10 protein-coding genes are annotated in these 14957 nt (G+C 69.5%); 7 read left to right on the forward strand and 3 right to left on the reverse strand.

Translation table 11 applies throughout. From position 1 onward, the window contains the following. Window positions 1-317: 317 nt before the first annotated feature. Window positions 318-899 carry a hypothetical protein gene (locus MYF83_RS29400; protein WP_248963987.1) on the reverse strand — a complete coding sequence of 194 codons (582 nt, stop codon included), beginning with the start codon at window positions 897-899 and terminating at the stop codon, window positions 318-320. A gap of 327 nt (window positions 900-1226) precedes the next feature. Between MYF83_RS29400 and MYF83_RS29405 the strand changes: the two genes are divergently transcribed. From MYF83_RS29405 to MYF83_RS29415, 3 genes are all read left to right on the forward strand, one after another. Continuing rightward, window positions 1227-2198, forward strand: a complete 972-nt coding sequence (locus MYF83_RS29405; protein WP_248963988.1) for an acetamidase/formamidase family protein — start codon at window positions 1227-1229, stop codon at window positions 2196-2198. A 442-nt stretch (window positions 2199-2640) separates the two neighbouring features. After that, a complete protein-coding gene (locus MYF83_RS29410; RefSeq protein WP_248963989.1) occupies window positions 2641-3468 on the forward strand; it encodes an MHYT domain-containing protein in 828 nt (275 codons plus the stop codon). Between the two features lie 22 nt (window positions 3469-3490). Then, window positions 3491-3649 carry a hypothetical protein gene (locus MYF83_RS29415; RefSeq protein WP_248963990.1) on the forward strand — a complete coding sequence of 53 codons (159 nt, stop codon included), beginning with the start codon at window positions 3491-3493 and terminating at the stop codon, window positions 3647-3649. Window positions 3650-3783: 134 nt separating this feature from the next. On the opposite strand, the gene MYF83_RS29420 is transcribed toward MYF83_RS29415, so the two are convergent. Next, the gene (locus MYF83_RS29420; RefSeq protein ID WP_248963991.1) at window positions 3784-6588 is read right to left on the reverse strand and encodes a WD40/YVTN/BNR-like repeat-containing protein; all 2805 of its coding nucleotides are present in this window, start codon (window positions 6586-6588) and stop codon (window positions 3784-3786) included. Window positions 6589-7095: 507 nt separating this feature from the next. Here MYF83_RS29420 and MYF83_RS29425 point away from each other — a divergent pair. From MYF83_RS29425 to MYF83_RS29440, 4 genes are all read left to right on the forward strand, one after another. Further along, window positions 7096-8877 carry an ATP-binding protein gene (locus tag MYF83_RS29425; protein ID WP_248963992.1) on the forward strand — a complete coding sequence of 594 codons (1782 nt, stop codon included), beginning with the start codon at window positions 7096-7098 and terminating at the stop codon, window positions 8875-8877. A 75-nt stretch (window positions 8878-8952) separates the two neighbouring features. Beyond that, a complete protein-coding gene (locus tag MYF83_RS29430) occupies window positions 8953-10104 on the forward strand; it encodes an exonuclease SbcCD subunit D (RefSeq protein ID WP_248963993.1) in 1152 nt (383 codons plus the stop codon). Then, on the forward strand, window positions 10104-12539 hold the full coding sequence (locus MYF83_RS29435; protein ID WP_248963994.1) for an AAA family ATPase: 2436 nt from the start codon (window positions 10104-10106) through the stop codon (window positions 12537-12539). Before MYF83_RS29430 ends, MYF83_RS29435 begins: the two co-directional genes overlap by 1 nt. After that, window positions 12536-13552 carry a hypothetical protein gene (locus tag MYF83_RS29440; RefSeq protein WP_248963995.1) on the forward strand — a complete coding sequence of 339 codons (1017 nt, stop codon included), beginning with the start codon at window positions 12536-12538 and terminating at the stop codon, window positions 13550-13552. The genes MYF83_RS29435 and MYF83_RS29440 overlap by 4 nt, the downstream gene beginning before the upstream one ends. 105 nt (window positions 13553-13657) lie before the next feature. On the opposite strand, the gene MYF83_RS29445 is transcribed toward MYF83_RS29440, so the two are convergent. Continuing rightward, on the reverse strand, window positions 13658-14752 hold the full coding sequence (locus MYF83_RS29445; RefSeq protein WP_248963996.1) for an ADP-ribosylglycohydrolase family protein: 1095 nt from the start codon (window positions 14750-14752) through the stop codon (window positions 13658-13660). Window positions 14753-14957: the final 205 nt, after the last annotated feature.

Raw genomic sequence — 14957 nt, forward strand, 5'->3', positions numbered from 1 at the left:
GCGGAAGCTCTCTTGAGACCCGCTGAGTAGTTTCCATCCTGTTTCCGCAAGTGGGAGGTGCTGGCCTGACGGTATCGGGAGTAATCTCCGCTGGTAGGCGGCAGAGATCATGGCTCCTGATCGTCTGCCAGGTCGACAAAGGTGGATCTTCCGGGATTCGGCTGCGGCGACTCAAAAGATCGGAACTCCGAACACGCCCTAGCGGCGGGCCGGTGCCTCGTTTGGGGGCCTGCGGCTGATACCGGTGCCTCGCCGCGGAGCCTGCGTTCTGGTCCCATCGTGGCGGGCCTTCCCGGTGAGTGCGAGACCGGCGCCGGTCAGCCGGGGGTCTGGGCGGTCTCCAGTTTGCGGATGATCGGGGTGAGCAGGGCGTTGAGCTCTCTGACCAGGGCGGTGACCGCCAGGCGGGCGGTGTCGGGGAGGGAATCCGAAGGGCCATCGGGGGCGGGTGGGAGGGCGTCGAGGGGGATCGGGGCGTCGATGAGCAGGGTGGTCCGCAGGAAGGGGGCGCGGGTCAGGTCCTGGTCGGTGGGCTCCAGGTACTGGCCGAAGGTCTGCGGCCACTCGCGCCAGCCGCGGTCGTGCCACCATTCGCGGGAGGCGGTGAGCTCGGCGGGCAGTGGTGACACGAGCAGGAGGTGGGCGGTGAGCGTGCCGTCCCAGGGGTTGCGGTCGCAGGCGGCGGACAGGATGCGGCGGTGCCGGCGCACGTACGGCGGCGAGGGTGTGATGGCGAGCCGCCAGGCGGCGCAGGCGAAGGTGACCGGCGCGATGTCGCCCCATGAGCCGTCGAACGCCGCGACGTTGGCCCGTACGTGCTCGGCGTAGTGGCTCGACCCGCCGGCGGCGAGCTCCCGGTCGTGGCCGTGGTCGATCCAGAAGGCATCGTGCTCGCCCATGCGTTCCTCTCCGTGACGTGGTCCCGCCGCCAGTCAACGCGACACCGCCGCCCGGCGCGCCGGATTTCTCCCAGAGCCGACCCGAGCTGCCCGCCGCCTTCGGCCGCCATGTCGCCCTTTGGCACGCCTGGTGATGTCAGCCGCCGTGCGAGGGTTCGTGAGGTGGTACTTGCCGGGCGCTCCGATCCACTGCCGGGTGGGAGGTATGTGGGAGGCTTTGTCGACATGTGCTCCCGGAGCAAGAGTGGCGATCCGTTCCGCCATCGACTTTCCACCAGTGCGGCCGCCGCTACGCCGCCGTCGCGAAACGGCTACCCGGAACCGGTCGTGCTCAAGACCACCCAGGAGACCGCGATCTGGGGTTACTTCCCCACTGACCGGGCGCCGGTGCTGACCGTGGACTCCGGCACGGTCGTCAGGATCGATGCCGTCAACCAGTCCGGAGTGTCGGCCGCCCAGGGGCCGGTAGCGTACTTCGAGGCGTTGGGCGTGCCCGCCGACCAGGTGCTGCCCGAGCTGGCGGAGGTCGCGAAGAACCCCCGCCCGGCCGGCTCCAGCGGCCACATCCTCACCGGCCCGATTCATGTGAGGGGCGCCGAACCTGGAGACGTACTGGAGATCCGTATCCTGGATGTGTCTCCGCGCGTCCCGTACGGCGTGAACAGCACCGGCCCGGGCCGAGGCGTCTGCGGCGATCTGCTGGACACGGCATCGGACCGCCTGCTCCGGCTGGACCCCTCCAACCGCTACTACTCGTTCGGGCACGGCATCAAGGTCCCGTTCAAGCCGTTCGCCGGAATCACCGGAGTCGCGCCGCCCACGTCGGCCGGCTTCGTCTCCGCCAACCCGCCGAACCGGTGGGGCGGCAACCTGGATTTCCGCGACCTTGTCGCCGGTACGACGCTGTACCTGCCGGTCTTCCAGCCGGGCGCCATGTTCTACGCGGGCGACACGCACGGCGCGCAGGGCCACGGTGAAGTGGACCAGACCGCCGTCGAGCACTCGATGGCGTTCACCGCGCAGTTCATCGTCCGTAAGGGCGCGAGCATCGAGTGGCCGCGCGCGGAGAGTGACGACTACTTCTGGTGCATGGGCATCGACGCCGATCTCGACGTCGCGCTGCAGATCGCCGTCGAGGAGGCGGTCGGCTATCTCGTCGAGGCCACGGGTGGTGCGCTGACGACCGCCGACGCCTACGCGCTGTGCAGCATCGCGGTCGACTTCATCGTCGCCGAGGCGGTCGACGGCAACAAGACCATCGTCGCCTACATCGCCAAGTCGCTGTTGCCCGGACGCTGACCGCCCCACCGAGCAGGCAGCCACACCACTCTGCTCCCGAACGTCACGTCGCTCTGCTCGGCTTCGCGCATGATGGTGATCTCCTCCCGCACGGCTGACCCCGGCCGTATCGCCAGAAACGCGCAGCGTGGATCAACGCGGCGTAGTCGGCCGCGGTGCAGCCCTTTGGCCGGCCTCGTTCTCGAAGCACAACCAGGCTCCTGCCTGGGCCGCGGTCCTATATGACAGGCCACTGCTCGCCATTGTCGATCCGGACATCAGATAACGATCGCCTCAGATAGGTCGACTTCGTTGACTGCGGATCCTCTCTTGTGGAATCTTGCTTCGACAGCAGGAGCGGTCGACGGGGCCACGGCTCCTTCAGGCCCGATCTCCCCCCGAGTAGACCGCAGGGCTACATCTCGATCAGGTTCGAACAGTTGATATCGAGGAATCTCACATCATGACCACTGTCAACCATTTTGCGCAAGGTCCGCTCACGCTGGTAATCGCCTACGCGATGTCGTGCGTAGGGTCAGTTCTCGGACTACGGATGACCGTCCGGGCGCATGCCTCCACCGGCGTCTCGCGTAACGGTTGGCTTGTGGGTGCGGCGATCTCCATCGGCGGGACTGGGATCTGGACTATGCACTTCATCGCGATGATGGGCTTCGAAGTGGAGGGCACACAGATCAAGTATGACGTGCCGCTCACCATCGCGTCGGCTCTTGTCTCGATCGTCGTGGTCGGCGCAGGGTTGTTTCTCGTCTTTCTGGGGCGCGGTCGAACGCCCGCGTTGCTCGGCGGCGGCCTGCTCACGGGGCTCGGCGTGGCCGGTATGCACTACATGGGCATGTACGCCATGAACATGTCTGCCCACGTATCCTACGACCCGCCGATTGTCGTCGCCTCCGTGATCATCGCTATCGTGGCGGCCACTGTGGCACTCTGGTTCACGCTGCGGGTAAGGCGGCTTTTCGCGATCACCGGTGCGGCTCTGATCATGGGTGCGGCCGTAAGCGGAATGCATTACACCGGCATGTACGCGATGATCGTCGAGCTGAATACGGAACCAGCGAGTGTCTCAGGCGTTGACGCTTTCGCCTTCCTGGTGCCGCTCGCGATCGTCATTGCGCCGATCACCATGGTCACGGCGCTTTTGGCTATTCTGACTCCTTCGGAGAAGGAGATGGTGGAGGACGCTGCCCTTATGGCCAGCTTGGAAGAACAGCGCAATCGGGCAGGTGGCCATCACGGTTCGCGACCGCCGAGTGTGTCCGGCGGACGCTAAAGCGAGATGGGGGCCGGCGGCCTTGGCCTCGGGGTCGTCCCCGGCGATCGGCAGAGCGGAGCGGGCGTCCGACGCCTACGCGCTGTGCAGCATCGCGGTCGACTTCATCGTCGCCGAGGCGGTCGACGGCAACAAGACCATCGTCGCCTACATCGCCAAGTCGCTGTTGCCTGGACGCTGACCGCCCCACCGGTCAAGGACCGTACGGCCCGGAGTCCGCAGGCGAGGGGGCGCCGAGATTCCTGGATTCCGGGAGTTTGTGTCCCGTACCCGCCGCCGGGTTCGGCGGCGGGTACGGGACATAAGGGGCGCCTGTCAGTTGAGCGTCAGCTTCCAGGCGCCGAGGCCGTGGGAGGCGGCGTACAGGAGGCGCTCGCCCGGCAGGATGGTGAGACCGGCCACCTCGAGGTTCGGCATACCCGCCGCGGCACCGGTCCAGCCGGTGGAGCCCGAGGGCAGGCGCAGCACCCCGAAGTCGTTGGCGGCGTACAGGTCACCGGTCACGTCGTCGCGGACGAGGTCGTTCACCGGCACGTCTCCAAGGTCGCCTGACAGGTCCGTCCACGACGAGGTGCCGGTGCCCGGGTTGTAGGTGACCTCGAAGACGTGTCCCGGTGTCGCGGTGGTGTTGGAGTTGAACCCGCTGTAGGAGATCCAGGCGTGGTTCCCGTTGGCGGGGTCGACGTAGATGCTGGACGGGAAGCGGTTCGGGGTGGGAGCGTCGTCGTCCAGCCGGGTCCAGGAGACCGAGGACGCGGGCTCGGCGTCGACGTTCCTGGAGAGGAAGACGCGGCCGGTCGATGTGGCCGACCACGCGGTGGAGGTGTCGGCCACGGTGCGCTCGATGGCCGCGACCGCGCCACCAGCCCGGTCGCCCCAGACGGCGGCGGTCAGCCGGTTCGGGCCGAGTTCGGCCCAGTCGCCGCATACCGCCTCGTAGGTGCCGGTCCAGCTGTTGCAGATGCGGTCGGCCTCTGCCAGCGTCCGGTCGCCGAGCCCGGCGGTCTTGGTGCGGTAGGCGGTGAACGCGGTACCGGCGAACATCGTCTTGCTCACCTTGGGATCGCTGATGATGGGCGCGTAGAACTGCGTGCCGGGTTGCCCGTAGATCGGGTCGGCCGTCCAGATCCAGTCCGCGATGTTCCCGTTGTTGAAGTTCACCTCGGTGCTGGCGTCGTAGAAGTTGTGGAACCTGAACTCCTTCACCCCGGTGTCGAAGCCGGACTGGCCGCCGTCGCCGATCATGGTGTTGAGCCACCTGCCGGGGCTCGTGCCGGACTCCCACGTGCCGTTGTCCTGCGTGCCGCCCTGCAGGGCCGAGCTGTTGTGCGGGTCGACCGACAGGCTCAGGAACTGCAGCGTCGACAGCCCGTCGTTGACGCCCCGGATCTCTGACGGGATACGCGAGAGCATCTGCCGGCAGCGCGCCTTCTCCGTGTCGCCGAGCCCGCGCGCGGGGTCGTCGCACCAGGTCGAGCGGTTCACGAACGCGCCGCTCGACCGCATGATGCCGCCGTCGTTGGTCTCGAAGAACTGGAACGGGTTGGCGGGGTTGACGACGATGTCGTGCTGGTCGGGGTGCAGGCCGTTCGGGTGCAGCGGGTCGGTGCCGTCGAAGGTCATGTCGGTCGCCGAGACGCCGGCGTCCGTCGACAGGACGACGGCACGGTGGTTGGCGACGTTCTCCCCGTAGGCGTAGGAACCGCCGACGTACACCATGTCGGGGCGTCCCGGAGGCGTGTGGACGAAGTTGTCGTACCAGCACTGCCCCCCGCACAGGTTGTACGTCGCGAACCCGGGCTGCGCCACGGCCGGGCTGGACAGGGTCGTGAACGCGGGGGTGCCGGTGGCGACGTCGTCGCTGCGCGAGAAGACCGCCGGGTTCGTCCCGTTGTTCCCCTCGTTGACGTACATGCGGGTCTTGCCGTTCGGCAGGCGCGTCACGTCGAACGCGGCGCGGCTCTGCAGGACGGCCTGGTTGAGCGACGGCTTGATCTGCGTCCAGGTCGCGCCGCCGTCCGGGGAGCGCCAGATGCCCCGGGCGTAGGAGGAGGCGTACACGATGCCGGGGTTCACCGGGTCCAGCGCGATGTGCCGGACGCCACGCGGCGAGCAGGCGGAGCCGTTGGTGAACTCGGTCTGGCTGCCGGTGCACTCGGCGGCGTTCGCGGAGCCGTTGTGGATGAACGTCCAGGTGCGCCCGCCGTTGGTGGACTTGTAAAGGCCCCACTTGGCCGCGTCGGGGACGCGGCGTTCCGGTAGCGGCTTGCAGCAGACGCTGGACATGCCCCGCATCGCCGAGGTCGTGGCGACGTAAATGGTCTTCGGCGAGCCCGGCTTGACCAGGATGTCGCCGATGCCCTTCCCGCCGAGCTCGGCCTTGCCGATCGGCCCGGTCCAGGTGTCGCCGCCGTCGGTCGACTTGTAGAGGCCGACACCGGCCACGCAGCCGGACCCGCAGACGTTCGCCTCGCCGGTGCCCAGGTAGATGGTGTTGCCGGAGCGGTCGTTGCTGTCGACGGTCACCGCCCCGGCCGCGTTGACGCCGAGCGAGGCGCCGAGGTACTTCCATCGGGGCCGGCCGTCAAGGGCGTTGTCCGTTCGCCACAGGCCGCCTCCCGACGGGGTGACGTACAGGCGGCAGCGCAGGGTCGTGCAGGAGCTTCCGATCGCGATCGCCGTCGTACGTCCCGAGGCGATGTACTCATTGGGGACGTAACTGAAGGAGTTGCGCAGGTCGGTGTCCGGATATAGGGCCTGGTCGGGACCGAGAGGTTTCCAGACGCGGCCCTTGGCCTTGTCCGCGGACAGGGTGCGGACCTCGGCCTTGTCGGCCGCCGCCTTGGCCGCGTCGACCTGTGCGACCTTGATGGTGTCGGCGGGGTAGGCGCGCTTCTGGAACTCGGCGTCGGCGGCCGAGGCGGGTCCTTCCCCCGGCTCCTCGTGGCCCGGCGCGGCCTCGCGCAGCTGTTCAAGATGCTGCCCGAGCGCGACGGGCATCTCGGGCTCGGCCTTGCCGGACTCCTCTTCGAGGAGGAAGAACACACCCACACCGGCGATGACCACGGCGACGAGCCCGGCCAGGAGTGTCAGAAGGGTACGGCGACGTTTGAAGGCCATTGGGATGCCTCCCAGATAGACAGCGCTGCGCGGCGGCGCCATGTCGGCGGCCGACGTAGGCAGCGTCCTATCCGGATCTTGACAACAGATCGTAAAGCCGACAATTACTCGTATGTCACGATCGATCAGCCGATTTCATTACGGTCCGGTAGGTCACGGCCGGGGGCGCCGCACCGGAGTGGACCTCCCGGGACGGAGTTCACGACGCCGGCCGGCGTCGTGATGCGATCCGGTCGGGGGCCCGGCTCGCCGCCGAGGCCGGCGTCGCGGGCGCGGGCGATCGCCACGCCGCGGTGCCGCGCGCCCAGCTTGAGCAGCACGTTGGAGACGTGGGCGGACGGCCGTGACGATGGTCCCGCCGCCTGAGGCGAAGTCGAACGAGCTTTCGTGGTCTTGTGAATCAAAGACACAGAGATATTTCGGTTTCTCGTCGCTACGACGGCGCTTGCCCTAGTGTGGTTGTGCGCGGCTGAGGGTGCTGGCGACGTATGGGGCGGGAGGGGCTCGGTGACTCAGAACGGTATGGCCATCCATTCGACCGAGAATGGGGCGAGCGTGTCGGGGGAGGCGGTCGGGCGGGTGCTCGGGACGCAGGCGGCCTCGCCGCTGTCGTTCTGGGTCGGGCTCGAACCCGGCAGGGTCCTGCAGCTCGACGACGTCGTGGTGACCCGGCGAGAGGTGCCCGGGCATGGGCCGGTCCTGGTGGCCGGAGTCGTCACCGGCGTCGAGGCCCGGCACGAGGGGGCCAGCTTCGACTCCGATGTGTTCCTCATCGCCGACGGCGCCCTGCCCGCCGCGGTGGTGGAGTGCGCCGAGGTCCGGGTCACCCGGGTCGAGCCGGAGGTCTTCGTGCCCCCGCTGCCCGGCTCACCGGTCTACCGGGCCCAGGCGGACGACCGCGACCAGGCGTTGTACTTCGACGTCATGGACCGGCGCATCCCCATGGGGCTGGGCCGTGACGGCCTGCCGCTGTACGTCAACTTCGACTTCCTGGACGGCACACGCGGCGCACACGTGTCGATCTCCGGAGTGTCGGGCGTGGCCACCAAGACCTCGTTCGCGACGTTCCTGCTCTACTCGATCTTCAACTCCGGGGTGCTGGAGGTGGAGGCGGCCAACACCAAGGCGCTGATCTTCTCGGTCAAGGGCGAGGACCTGCTGTTCCTCGACCACGCCAACACCCGGCTCGACGATCGCGCCAAGAGCGCCTACGGCCGGCTCGGCCTGCCCGCCCGGCCGTTCGGCAGCGTCCACGTGTTCGCGCCACCGCGGCCCGGCGATCCCAACGGCGTGCCGCACGTGTCCGCCAGAACCCAGGGGGTGAGCGCCTACTACTGGACGCTGGCGGAGTTCTGCGCGCAGGAACTGCTGCGATTCGCGTTCGCCGACGCCGATGACGAGCGCTCGCAGTACTCCCTGCTCATCGGCCAGATCGCCGCCAGGCTGCAGTCTTGGGCGCAACCGGTGGGCGATGCAGGCGCGGTCACGATCAGACTCCCCGACGGGGGAACCACGCCCACCTGCCGTACCTTCGCCGACCTGGTCGACTTCATCGGCGACCAGCTCGCCGACGAGGACACGCGTACGACCTGGACGGGTTCGCCGACACCGCTCGGCACGGTGAACGCGTTCCTGCGACGGCTCCGCAGCGCGGTCCGGCCACTGGCACCGATCATCCGCGGCGATCTGCCGCCCGGCCTCCAGCGCACGATCAGCACCTCTGATGCGCAGGTGTCCATCGTCGACCTGCACAACCTGCCGGAACGGGCCCAGCGGTTCGTGGTCGGCGTGGTCCTGCGCGGAGAGTTCGCCCGCAAGGAGAGCACCGGCACGGCCCGGCCGCTGCTGTTCGTGGTGCTGGACGAGCTGAACAAGTACGCGCCGCGCGAAGGCGATTCGCCGATCAAGGAGATCTTGCTCGACGTGGCGGAGCGGGGACGTTCCCTCGGCGTCATCCTCATCGGCGCTCAGCAGACCGCCTCTGAGGTCGAGCGGCGCATCGTGGCCAACTGCGCGGTCCGGGTCGCCGGGCGGCTCGACCCCGCGGAGGCCGCCCGTTCGGAGTACGGCTGGTTGCCGCCGGCTGTACGGGAACGCGCCACGATCGCCAAGCCGGGCACCATGTTCGTCGCCCAGCCGGAGATTCCCGTGCCGCTCGCCGTCACCTTCCCGTTCCCCGCCTGGGCGACGCGCCCATCGGAGGCGGCCGCCGCTCCGGCGCGCGCCGCGCGCCGCGCCGACCCCTTCGCCGGCCTCCCTGGTGCCGACGACGACATCCCCCCGTTCTGAGACGCCTGCGCGCCCGGGGGGCCACCCCGCCGGCACGCCCCCGTTCCGAGACTTCCCCGCTGTAGAAGGAAACGGATGAAGATTCTGCACACCGCCGACTGGCATGTCGGCAAGGTTCTCAAGGGCCGGACCCGCGTCGACGAGCACCGCGCGGTGCTGCGCGAACTGGTCCAGCTGGCGCGTGAGGAGGACGTCGACGCGGTGATCGTGGCCGGCGACCTCTTCGACACCTCCGCGCCGACGCCGGAGGCGCAGTCCCTGGTGCTGAACACGCTGATGGCGCTGCGGGAGGGCGGGCGCGAGGTGGTCGTGCTGGCGGGCAACCACGACAACCCGCACCTGCTGGAGGTGTACCGGCCGGTGCTCGGCAAGCTCGGCGTCCAGATCATCGGAACGTTCCGGCGACCGGATCACGGTGGCACGCTGGCGTTCACGGCCCGCTCGGGTGAGCCGGTACGGCTCGCGGTGCTGCCGTTTCTGTCCCACCGGTACGTCGTCCGCGCCGCCGAGGTGCTCGCGGGCACCACCGCCGAGCACAACCGCGACTACGCTCAGCGCATCGGCGAGCTGCTCGGCGCCCTGACCTCGGGCTTCGCCTCCGACACCGTCAACCTCGTCACCACCCACGGCACGCTTCCCAGTGGGAAGTTCGGGGGAGGCGAGCGCGAGGCGCAGTCCATCTTCTCCTACTACTTCGAGGCCGCCGCCTTCCCCGTCTCGACCCAGTACGCCGCTCTCGGTCACCTGCACCGGCGCCAGCAGCTGCCGGGCCCGTGCCCCATCTGGTACAGCGGCTCGCCGATCGCGGTCGACTTCGGCGAGGAGGCCAACACCCCTGGGGCGCTCCTGGTGACCGTGGAACCCGGGCGGCCCGCCGTGGTGCGCGAGGCGACCATCGCCTCGGCTCGTGCCCTCGCCACGGTGAGCGGCACGCTGGAGGAACTGGAGGCCATGGCGGGCGAACTCGCGGACACCTGGCTGCGGGTGATCGTGGCGGAGAGGCCGCGGCCCGGGCTCGCCGAGACGGTACGCGAGATCCTGCCCGGTGCTTTGGACGTCGAACTCGACGAGCGGTTCCGCCCGGTGCGCGCCTCCCGATCGCAGGGCGCGGCGGGTACCGCGCACAGCCCCAGGGAGCTGTTCCGCGGCTACCTGACAGCCACGGGCAGGCAGAACGACCAGGTCGAGAAGTTGTTCAACCGGCTCTACGACGAGGTGGCAAGCTGATGCGCCCGGTGCGGCTTCACATGGACAATTTCGGCAGCTTCCGCGAGCCGGTCACCGTCGACTTCGCCGACGTGGACTACTTCGCGCTCGTCGGCGCGACCGGAGCCGGTAAGAGCACGGTCATCGACGCGATCTGCTTCGCCCTCTACGGCACCGTGCCGCGCTGGGGCAAGGAGAACGTCATCGCGCACGCCCTGGCGCCCTCCGCCACCGCCGGCAAGGTGGCGCTCGTCTTCGAGAGCTCCGGCCGTCGGCACGCCGTCGTCCGAGCCGTCCGCCGCGACGCGAAAGGCAAGGTTCACACCAAGGAGGCCCGGATCGACGAGCTGGACCCCGCGGTCCCGGCCACGGCGGAGCTCGCCGAGCTGCTGGAGGCGGTGATCCGGCCGGTCGCCGAGGGCGAGGCCGTGACCGCTGAGGTGCAGCGCATCACCGGCCTGGAGTACAAGTTCTTCACCCAGTGCGTGGTGCTGCCCCAGGGCAGGTTCGCCGAGTTCCTGCACGCCCAGCCACGCGAGCGGCAGGACCTGCTGGTCCAGCTCCTCGGCGCCGAGGTGTACGACCAGATCCGGGAGCGTGCCGGCCGCGAGGAGGCCGTGGCCAGGCAGAGCGCCGCATTCGCCCGCGACCGGCTGGCCAAGCTGTCCGACGCCGACGAGGCGGCGGAGCGGGCGGCCACCGACCGGCTCACGTCATTGCGCGCCTTCACGGCTCAGATCAGGGCCGATGTCGACTCCTTGCGCGCCGGCGATGAGACGCTACGGAAGGCCAGGGAGGAACGGGCGGCCGCTGCCCAGCGGCTCGCTCCGCTGGACGCTCTCGCCATGCCCGGCGACGCACCCGCCCTCGCGGCCACGCTGCGCCAGGTCGGCAACGAGGTGAAGGCACGCGCCGATGAGGTCTCCCGTCTGGAGGCCGAGGAGCAGCGGGCCCACGAGGACCTGGCCGCGCTCGGAGACAAGGCCGCGCTCACCGCCCACCTGACCGCGTTCGACGACCACGATCGGCTGAGCGCCGACCTCGCCAGAGCGAACGCGGAAGCCGAACGGGCACAGGCTGACCTGCGCCGGCTCGGCGCCGAAGCCGAGAAGTGCGCGACCGCTCTCGCCGACGCCGAGCAGGAGTGGAACCGGCTCCGCGACGCCCATGCCGCGGCTGAGCTGGCCCAGCGGCTCTCGGTCGGCGAGCCCTGCCCGACCTGTCTGCGTCCCGTCACCGAACTGCCCCACCATCCCGCCCTCTCCGACCTCGAAACGGCCAGGCGGGCGGTCGACGCGGCCAGGAAGCAGGCCGAACAGGGTCGAACCCGGCATGGCAAGGCTGAGACCCAGGCCACCGTGGCGACGCGCCGAGCCGACGAACTGGGTGAGAGTCTCGCCGCCCTGTCCCTCTCCGGAGACCGGGACGAGATCGCGTCGAGGCTGGGCACGATCCACGAGGCGGAGGACGCGGTCACGCAGGCCAGGCAGGCCATGAAGGCGGCTCGTTCACGGCTGGCGGAGGTTCAGCGGCGTGCCGATGAGGCCGGGCGGAAGGCCGAACAGTCCTGGCGGGACCTGGACGCGGCGCGCGACACGGTCGTCGCCCTCGGCGCGCCGCCGCTCGACCGCGACGACCTCCACCGGGCCTGGACCGAACTCCTCGCCTGGCGCGATCGAGCCGCCGAGAGCCGGCGGTCGGCGATGGCCGTACACGACGAAGAACTGACCCAGATGGAGCGCAGGCAAGACGGCGAGCGTGTCCTGCTCCTCAAGCGGCTCGTCGACCATGAGATCTCCATTGATTCCGAGCCCACACCGGACGCGATCGCCGAGACCGTCGTCAAGGCGGTCACCCGAGCCGAGACCCTGGTGGAGCGGGTCCGGGAGAACCGCAGGCTCGCCACCGAACTCACCGAGCAGGCCACGGAGAAGGACCAGGAAGCACGGGTCGCCCACGAGCTGGCACAACTGCTGCGTGCCGACGCTTTCGAACGATGGCTGTGCTCCGAGGCGCTGGAACTGCTCGTCGCCGCGGCGTCCGACACCCTGCGCGAGCTGTCCGACGGCCAGTACGAGCTGGCCCTCGGCGGAAGGAACGAGATCGAGGTCGTCGACCATGCCGAGGCGGGGATGCGGCGCAACGTGCGCACCCTGTCGGGCGGCGAGACCTTCCAGGCCGCGCTGGCCCTCGCGCTCGCACTGTCAGAGCAGGTCGCGGGGCTGGCGGCCGCCGCCTCCCGCAGCCTCGACTCGATCTTCCTGGACGAAGGCTTCGGCACCCTCGACCCGGCCACGCTCGACACGGTCGCCACGACGCTCGAACGCCTGGCCATCAGCCGGGAGCGCATGGTCGGGCTGGTCACCCATGTCCCCGCTCTGGCCGACCGGGTGCCGGTACGATTCGAGGTCACCCGCGACACCAGGGGATCTCATCTGCGGAAGGCGGCATCATGACGATCACGGCTCCGCGGCCGGGTTTCACCGTCGACCCTTGGGATCCCGGTTACGGCGCGGCGCTCGACCACGAGGCTCTCGGCGAGCAGAAGATCACCACCGCCGAGCTCGATCTGGGCATCGAGGTCCCGGGCGCCGACTGGCGTCCCATCTCGCCCGCATCGAGCGCCGCGGCTCCCGGCGTCCTGCTCGTCGCCGACGGGGTGCGCCGGATCGACGCCCGGGTGTGGGCCCATCAGCCCGACGGCGCCGTGCCGCTGCCGGGCATCGCCGCCTCGTTGGCGGCCGGGATCGTCCGCTGCGTTCCCGGCGGCGGCACGCCGGCGACCCTGGTCGATGTCGAGGTGAGCCGGTCGGTGTTCAGCGCCTCGCCCGACGTGCCGGACATCGTGACCGCCGCCGCCACCTACCAGGGGCGCAGGGCGTCCGGTGCCACGATGGACCAGCTCTCCCTGGCTCTCCAGCAGCATCTCGCGGAGCTCGAAGTCGACGTCGCGATCCGCTACCGCGCCCAGGCCGGCTCCGATGACCTGCTCCTGGTGGACGGGCCGCTGCGTGGCCGTACCCACCTGCCGCGTACCGTCGGCTACATCAAGACGCACCACACCGCCTACCTTCCTTCGCCGCAGGCCGCCATCGTCTCGGCGCTGCTTCCGGGGCAGCGCACGCCCGTCTTCCTGATGGGCACCAGCTGGAGCCGGCACGCCTGGTACCTCCGGCTGCCCATCCGGTCCGCGACGCCGTGGGCCGGGATCGTACGCTGCGAGGCCGGTGCCGACCTGTTCGCGGACGAGGTGATCGGCCTCGCGGACGCGGTCTCGCGCCTGCTGCCGCCTCTCGCCGGCGTCGACTACAAGGACCCGCGCGCTCCGCAGAACCTCGTGCCCATCGGCGGGTTGGAGAAGCTCCTCCGCCACCGGCTCGGCGACGCCCGTCTGCTGTACCGATCGCTGCGCCTCGCCGCCACCCACGGCACCGGCGCGCCGCACGAACGGCCGCCCGTGTCAGTGTGACGGGCGTGAGGTCGAGGTCCTGCGTGACCTTTCTGCAGAGATCACATTGCTGGTGATCAGGCCGGTGGTCATCCGGCCACCGGTCGTGACGCTTAGTACGGCACCTCAGCATCCTGGGTATTTGGCGAAGGAGACGTGGCGCCCGGTGAACTCGGTCGCGAAGTCGTCGGCGAGTTCGGTGATGGTGTCCCGGCCTTCCAGCTGTGACAGCCACCGCAGGGGGAGGGCGGTGTCGCCGTGCCGGGCTCCCAGGAGGTTGCCGCAGATGGCGCCGGTGGAGTCGCTGTCGCCGGAGTGGTTCACGGCCAGGAGCAGGGCTTGCTCGAAGTCGTGTTCGTGCATCAGGGCGCTGTAGACGGCGATGGAGAGTGCTTCCTCGGCCACCCACGCGCCTCCTAGCGTCTCCACGGCCTCTGGGGACGGGTTCCCCTTGGCGGCCAGCGCGACCGCGGTTTCGAGCGCCTTCGTGGTCTCGTCGTGTGCAGGGTGCTCGGCCAGCAGGTCAAGGGTCCGCCGTACCGCCTGCGCCGTGGTGTCGCCTCGCACGAGGAAGAAGATGATGGCGGCGAAGGCTCCGGCGGCGAGATAACCCGTGGGGTGGCCGTGAGTGATCTGGGCGCACCGAGCCGCGAGCCGGAAAGCCATCTCCTCTTCCTGAACCGCCAGACCGAACGGGGCCGAGCGCATGACGGTGCCGCATCCCTTGGAGCCGGGATTGATCGCACCGGGTTCGCCGGCGGCGGCCATCGGGCCGAGTTCGTGGTGCAGGCCGGACAGGCAGGCGTTGCCGGGTGCGCGCCGCGAGTAGAGCCAGGACTGTTCCCGCAACCAGCCGGTGCGCACCATGTCATTCCCTGGCGGCGGCGCGGAGTGCTGCTGGGTGTCGAGCCAGCGCAGGTACGCGTGGCGCACGACGGCGACCTCGGCACCGCCGATGCCCCGGTGCCGTCCACGGACGTTGGCGCGAATCAGCCCTTCGACCGTGAACAGCGTCATCTGGGTGTCGTCCGTGATCAGACCGACCTTTCCGCGCCAATCGGGAGCGAGGTCGGTGAGCCCGGCATGACCATGGAGGTGGCGGATGGCCGCGATGGACTCGAACTCGATCGGCGCCCCCAGCGCGTCACCCATCGCCCCACCGAGCAGGCAGCCACGCACCCTGCTCCCGAACGTCACCTCGCTGTGCTCGGCTTCGCGCATGATGATGATCTCCTCCCCCACGGCTGTCCCCGACCGTACCGGCAGAAACCGCCACCTTGCGTCGATGTCCGCCGATTCGTGAACCTGTGGAAAGGCGATCGCGTGACCTGTGCGGCCTCGCCACCTGATGTACGACGTGCGGTGGCGTAGGGACGCCGGTTGGTGCTCTTCAGGCGGGCACGGTCTATGAGCCGCTGCGCTGACG

The organism is Sphaerisporangium perillae (assembly GCF_023276435.1).
In the GTDB taxonomy this organism is placed as follows: Bacteria; Actinomycetota; Actinomycetes; order Streptosporangiales; family Streptosporangiaceae; genus Sphaerisporangium; species Sphaerisporangium perillae.

Bases quoted from the DNA above. Each gene is read 5' to 3' on its own strand.
- MYF83_RS29410 (WP_248963989.1), top strand. From the start codon at position 2,641: ATGACCACTGTCAACCATTTTGCGCAAGGTCCGCTCACGCTGGTAATC.
- MYF83_RS29420 (WP_248963991.1), bottom strand. From the start codon at position 6,588: ATGGCCTTCAAACGTCGCCGTACCCTTCTGACACTCCTGGCCGGGCTC.
- MYF83_RS29445 (WP_248963996.1), bottom strand. From the start codon at position 14,752: ATGCGCGAAGCCGAGCACAGCGAGGTGACGTTCGGGAGCAGGGTGCGT.
- MYF83_RS29440 (WP_248963995.1), top strand. From the start codon at position 12,536: ATGACGATCACGGCTCCGCGGCCGGGTTTCACCGTCGACCCTTGGGAT.
- MYF83_RS29400 (WP_248963987.1), bottom strand. From the start codon at position 899: ATGGGCGAGCACGATGCCTTCTGGATCGACCACGGCCACGACCGGGAG.
- MYF83_RS29435 (WP_248963994.1), top strand. From the start codon at position 10,104: ATGCGCCCGGTGCGGCTTCACATGGACAATTTCGGCAGCTTCCGCGAG.
- MYF83_RS29430 (WP_248963993.1), top strand. From the start codon at position 8,953: ATGAAGATTCTGCACACCGCCGACTGGCATGTCGGCAAGGTTCTCAAG.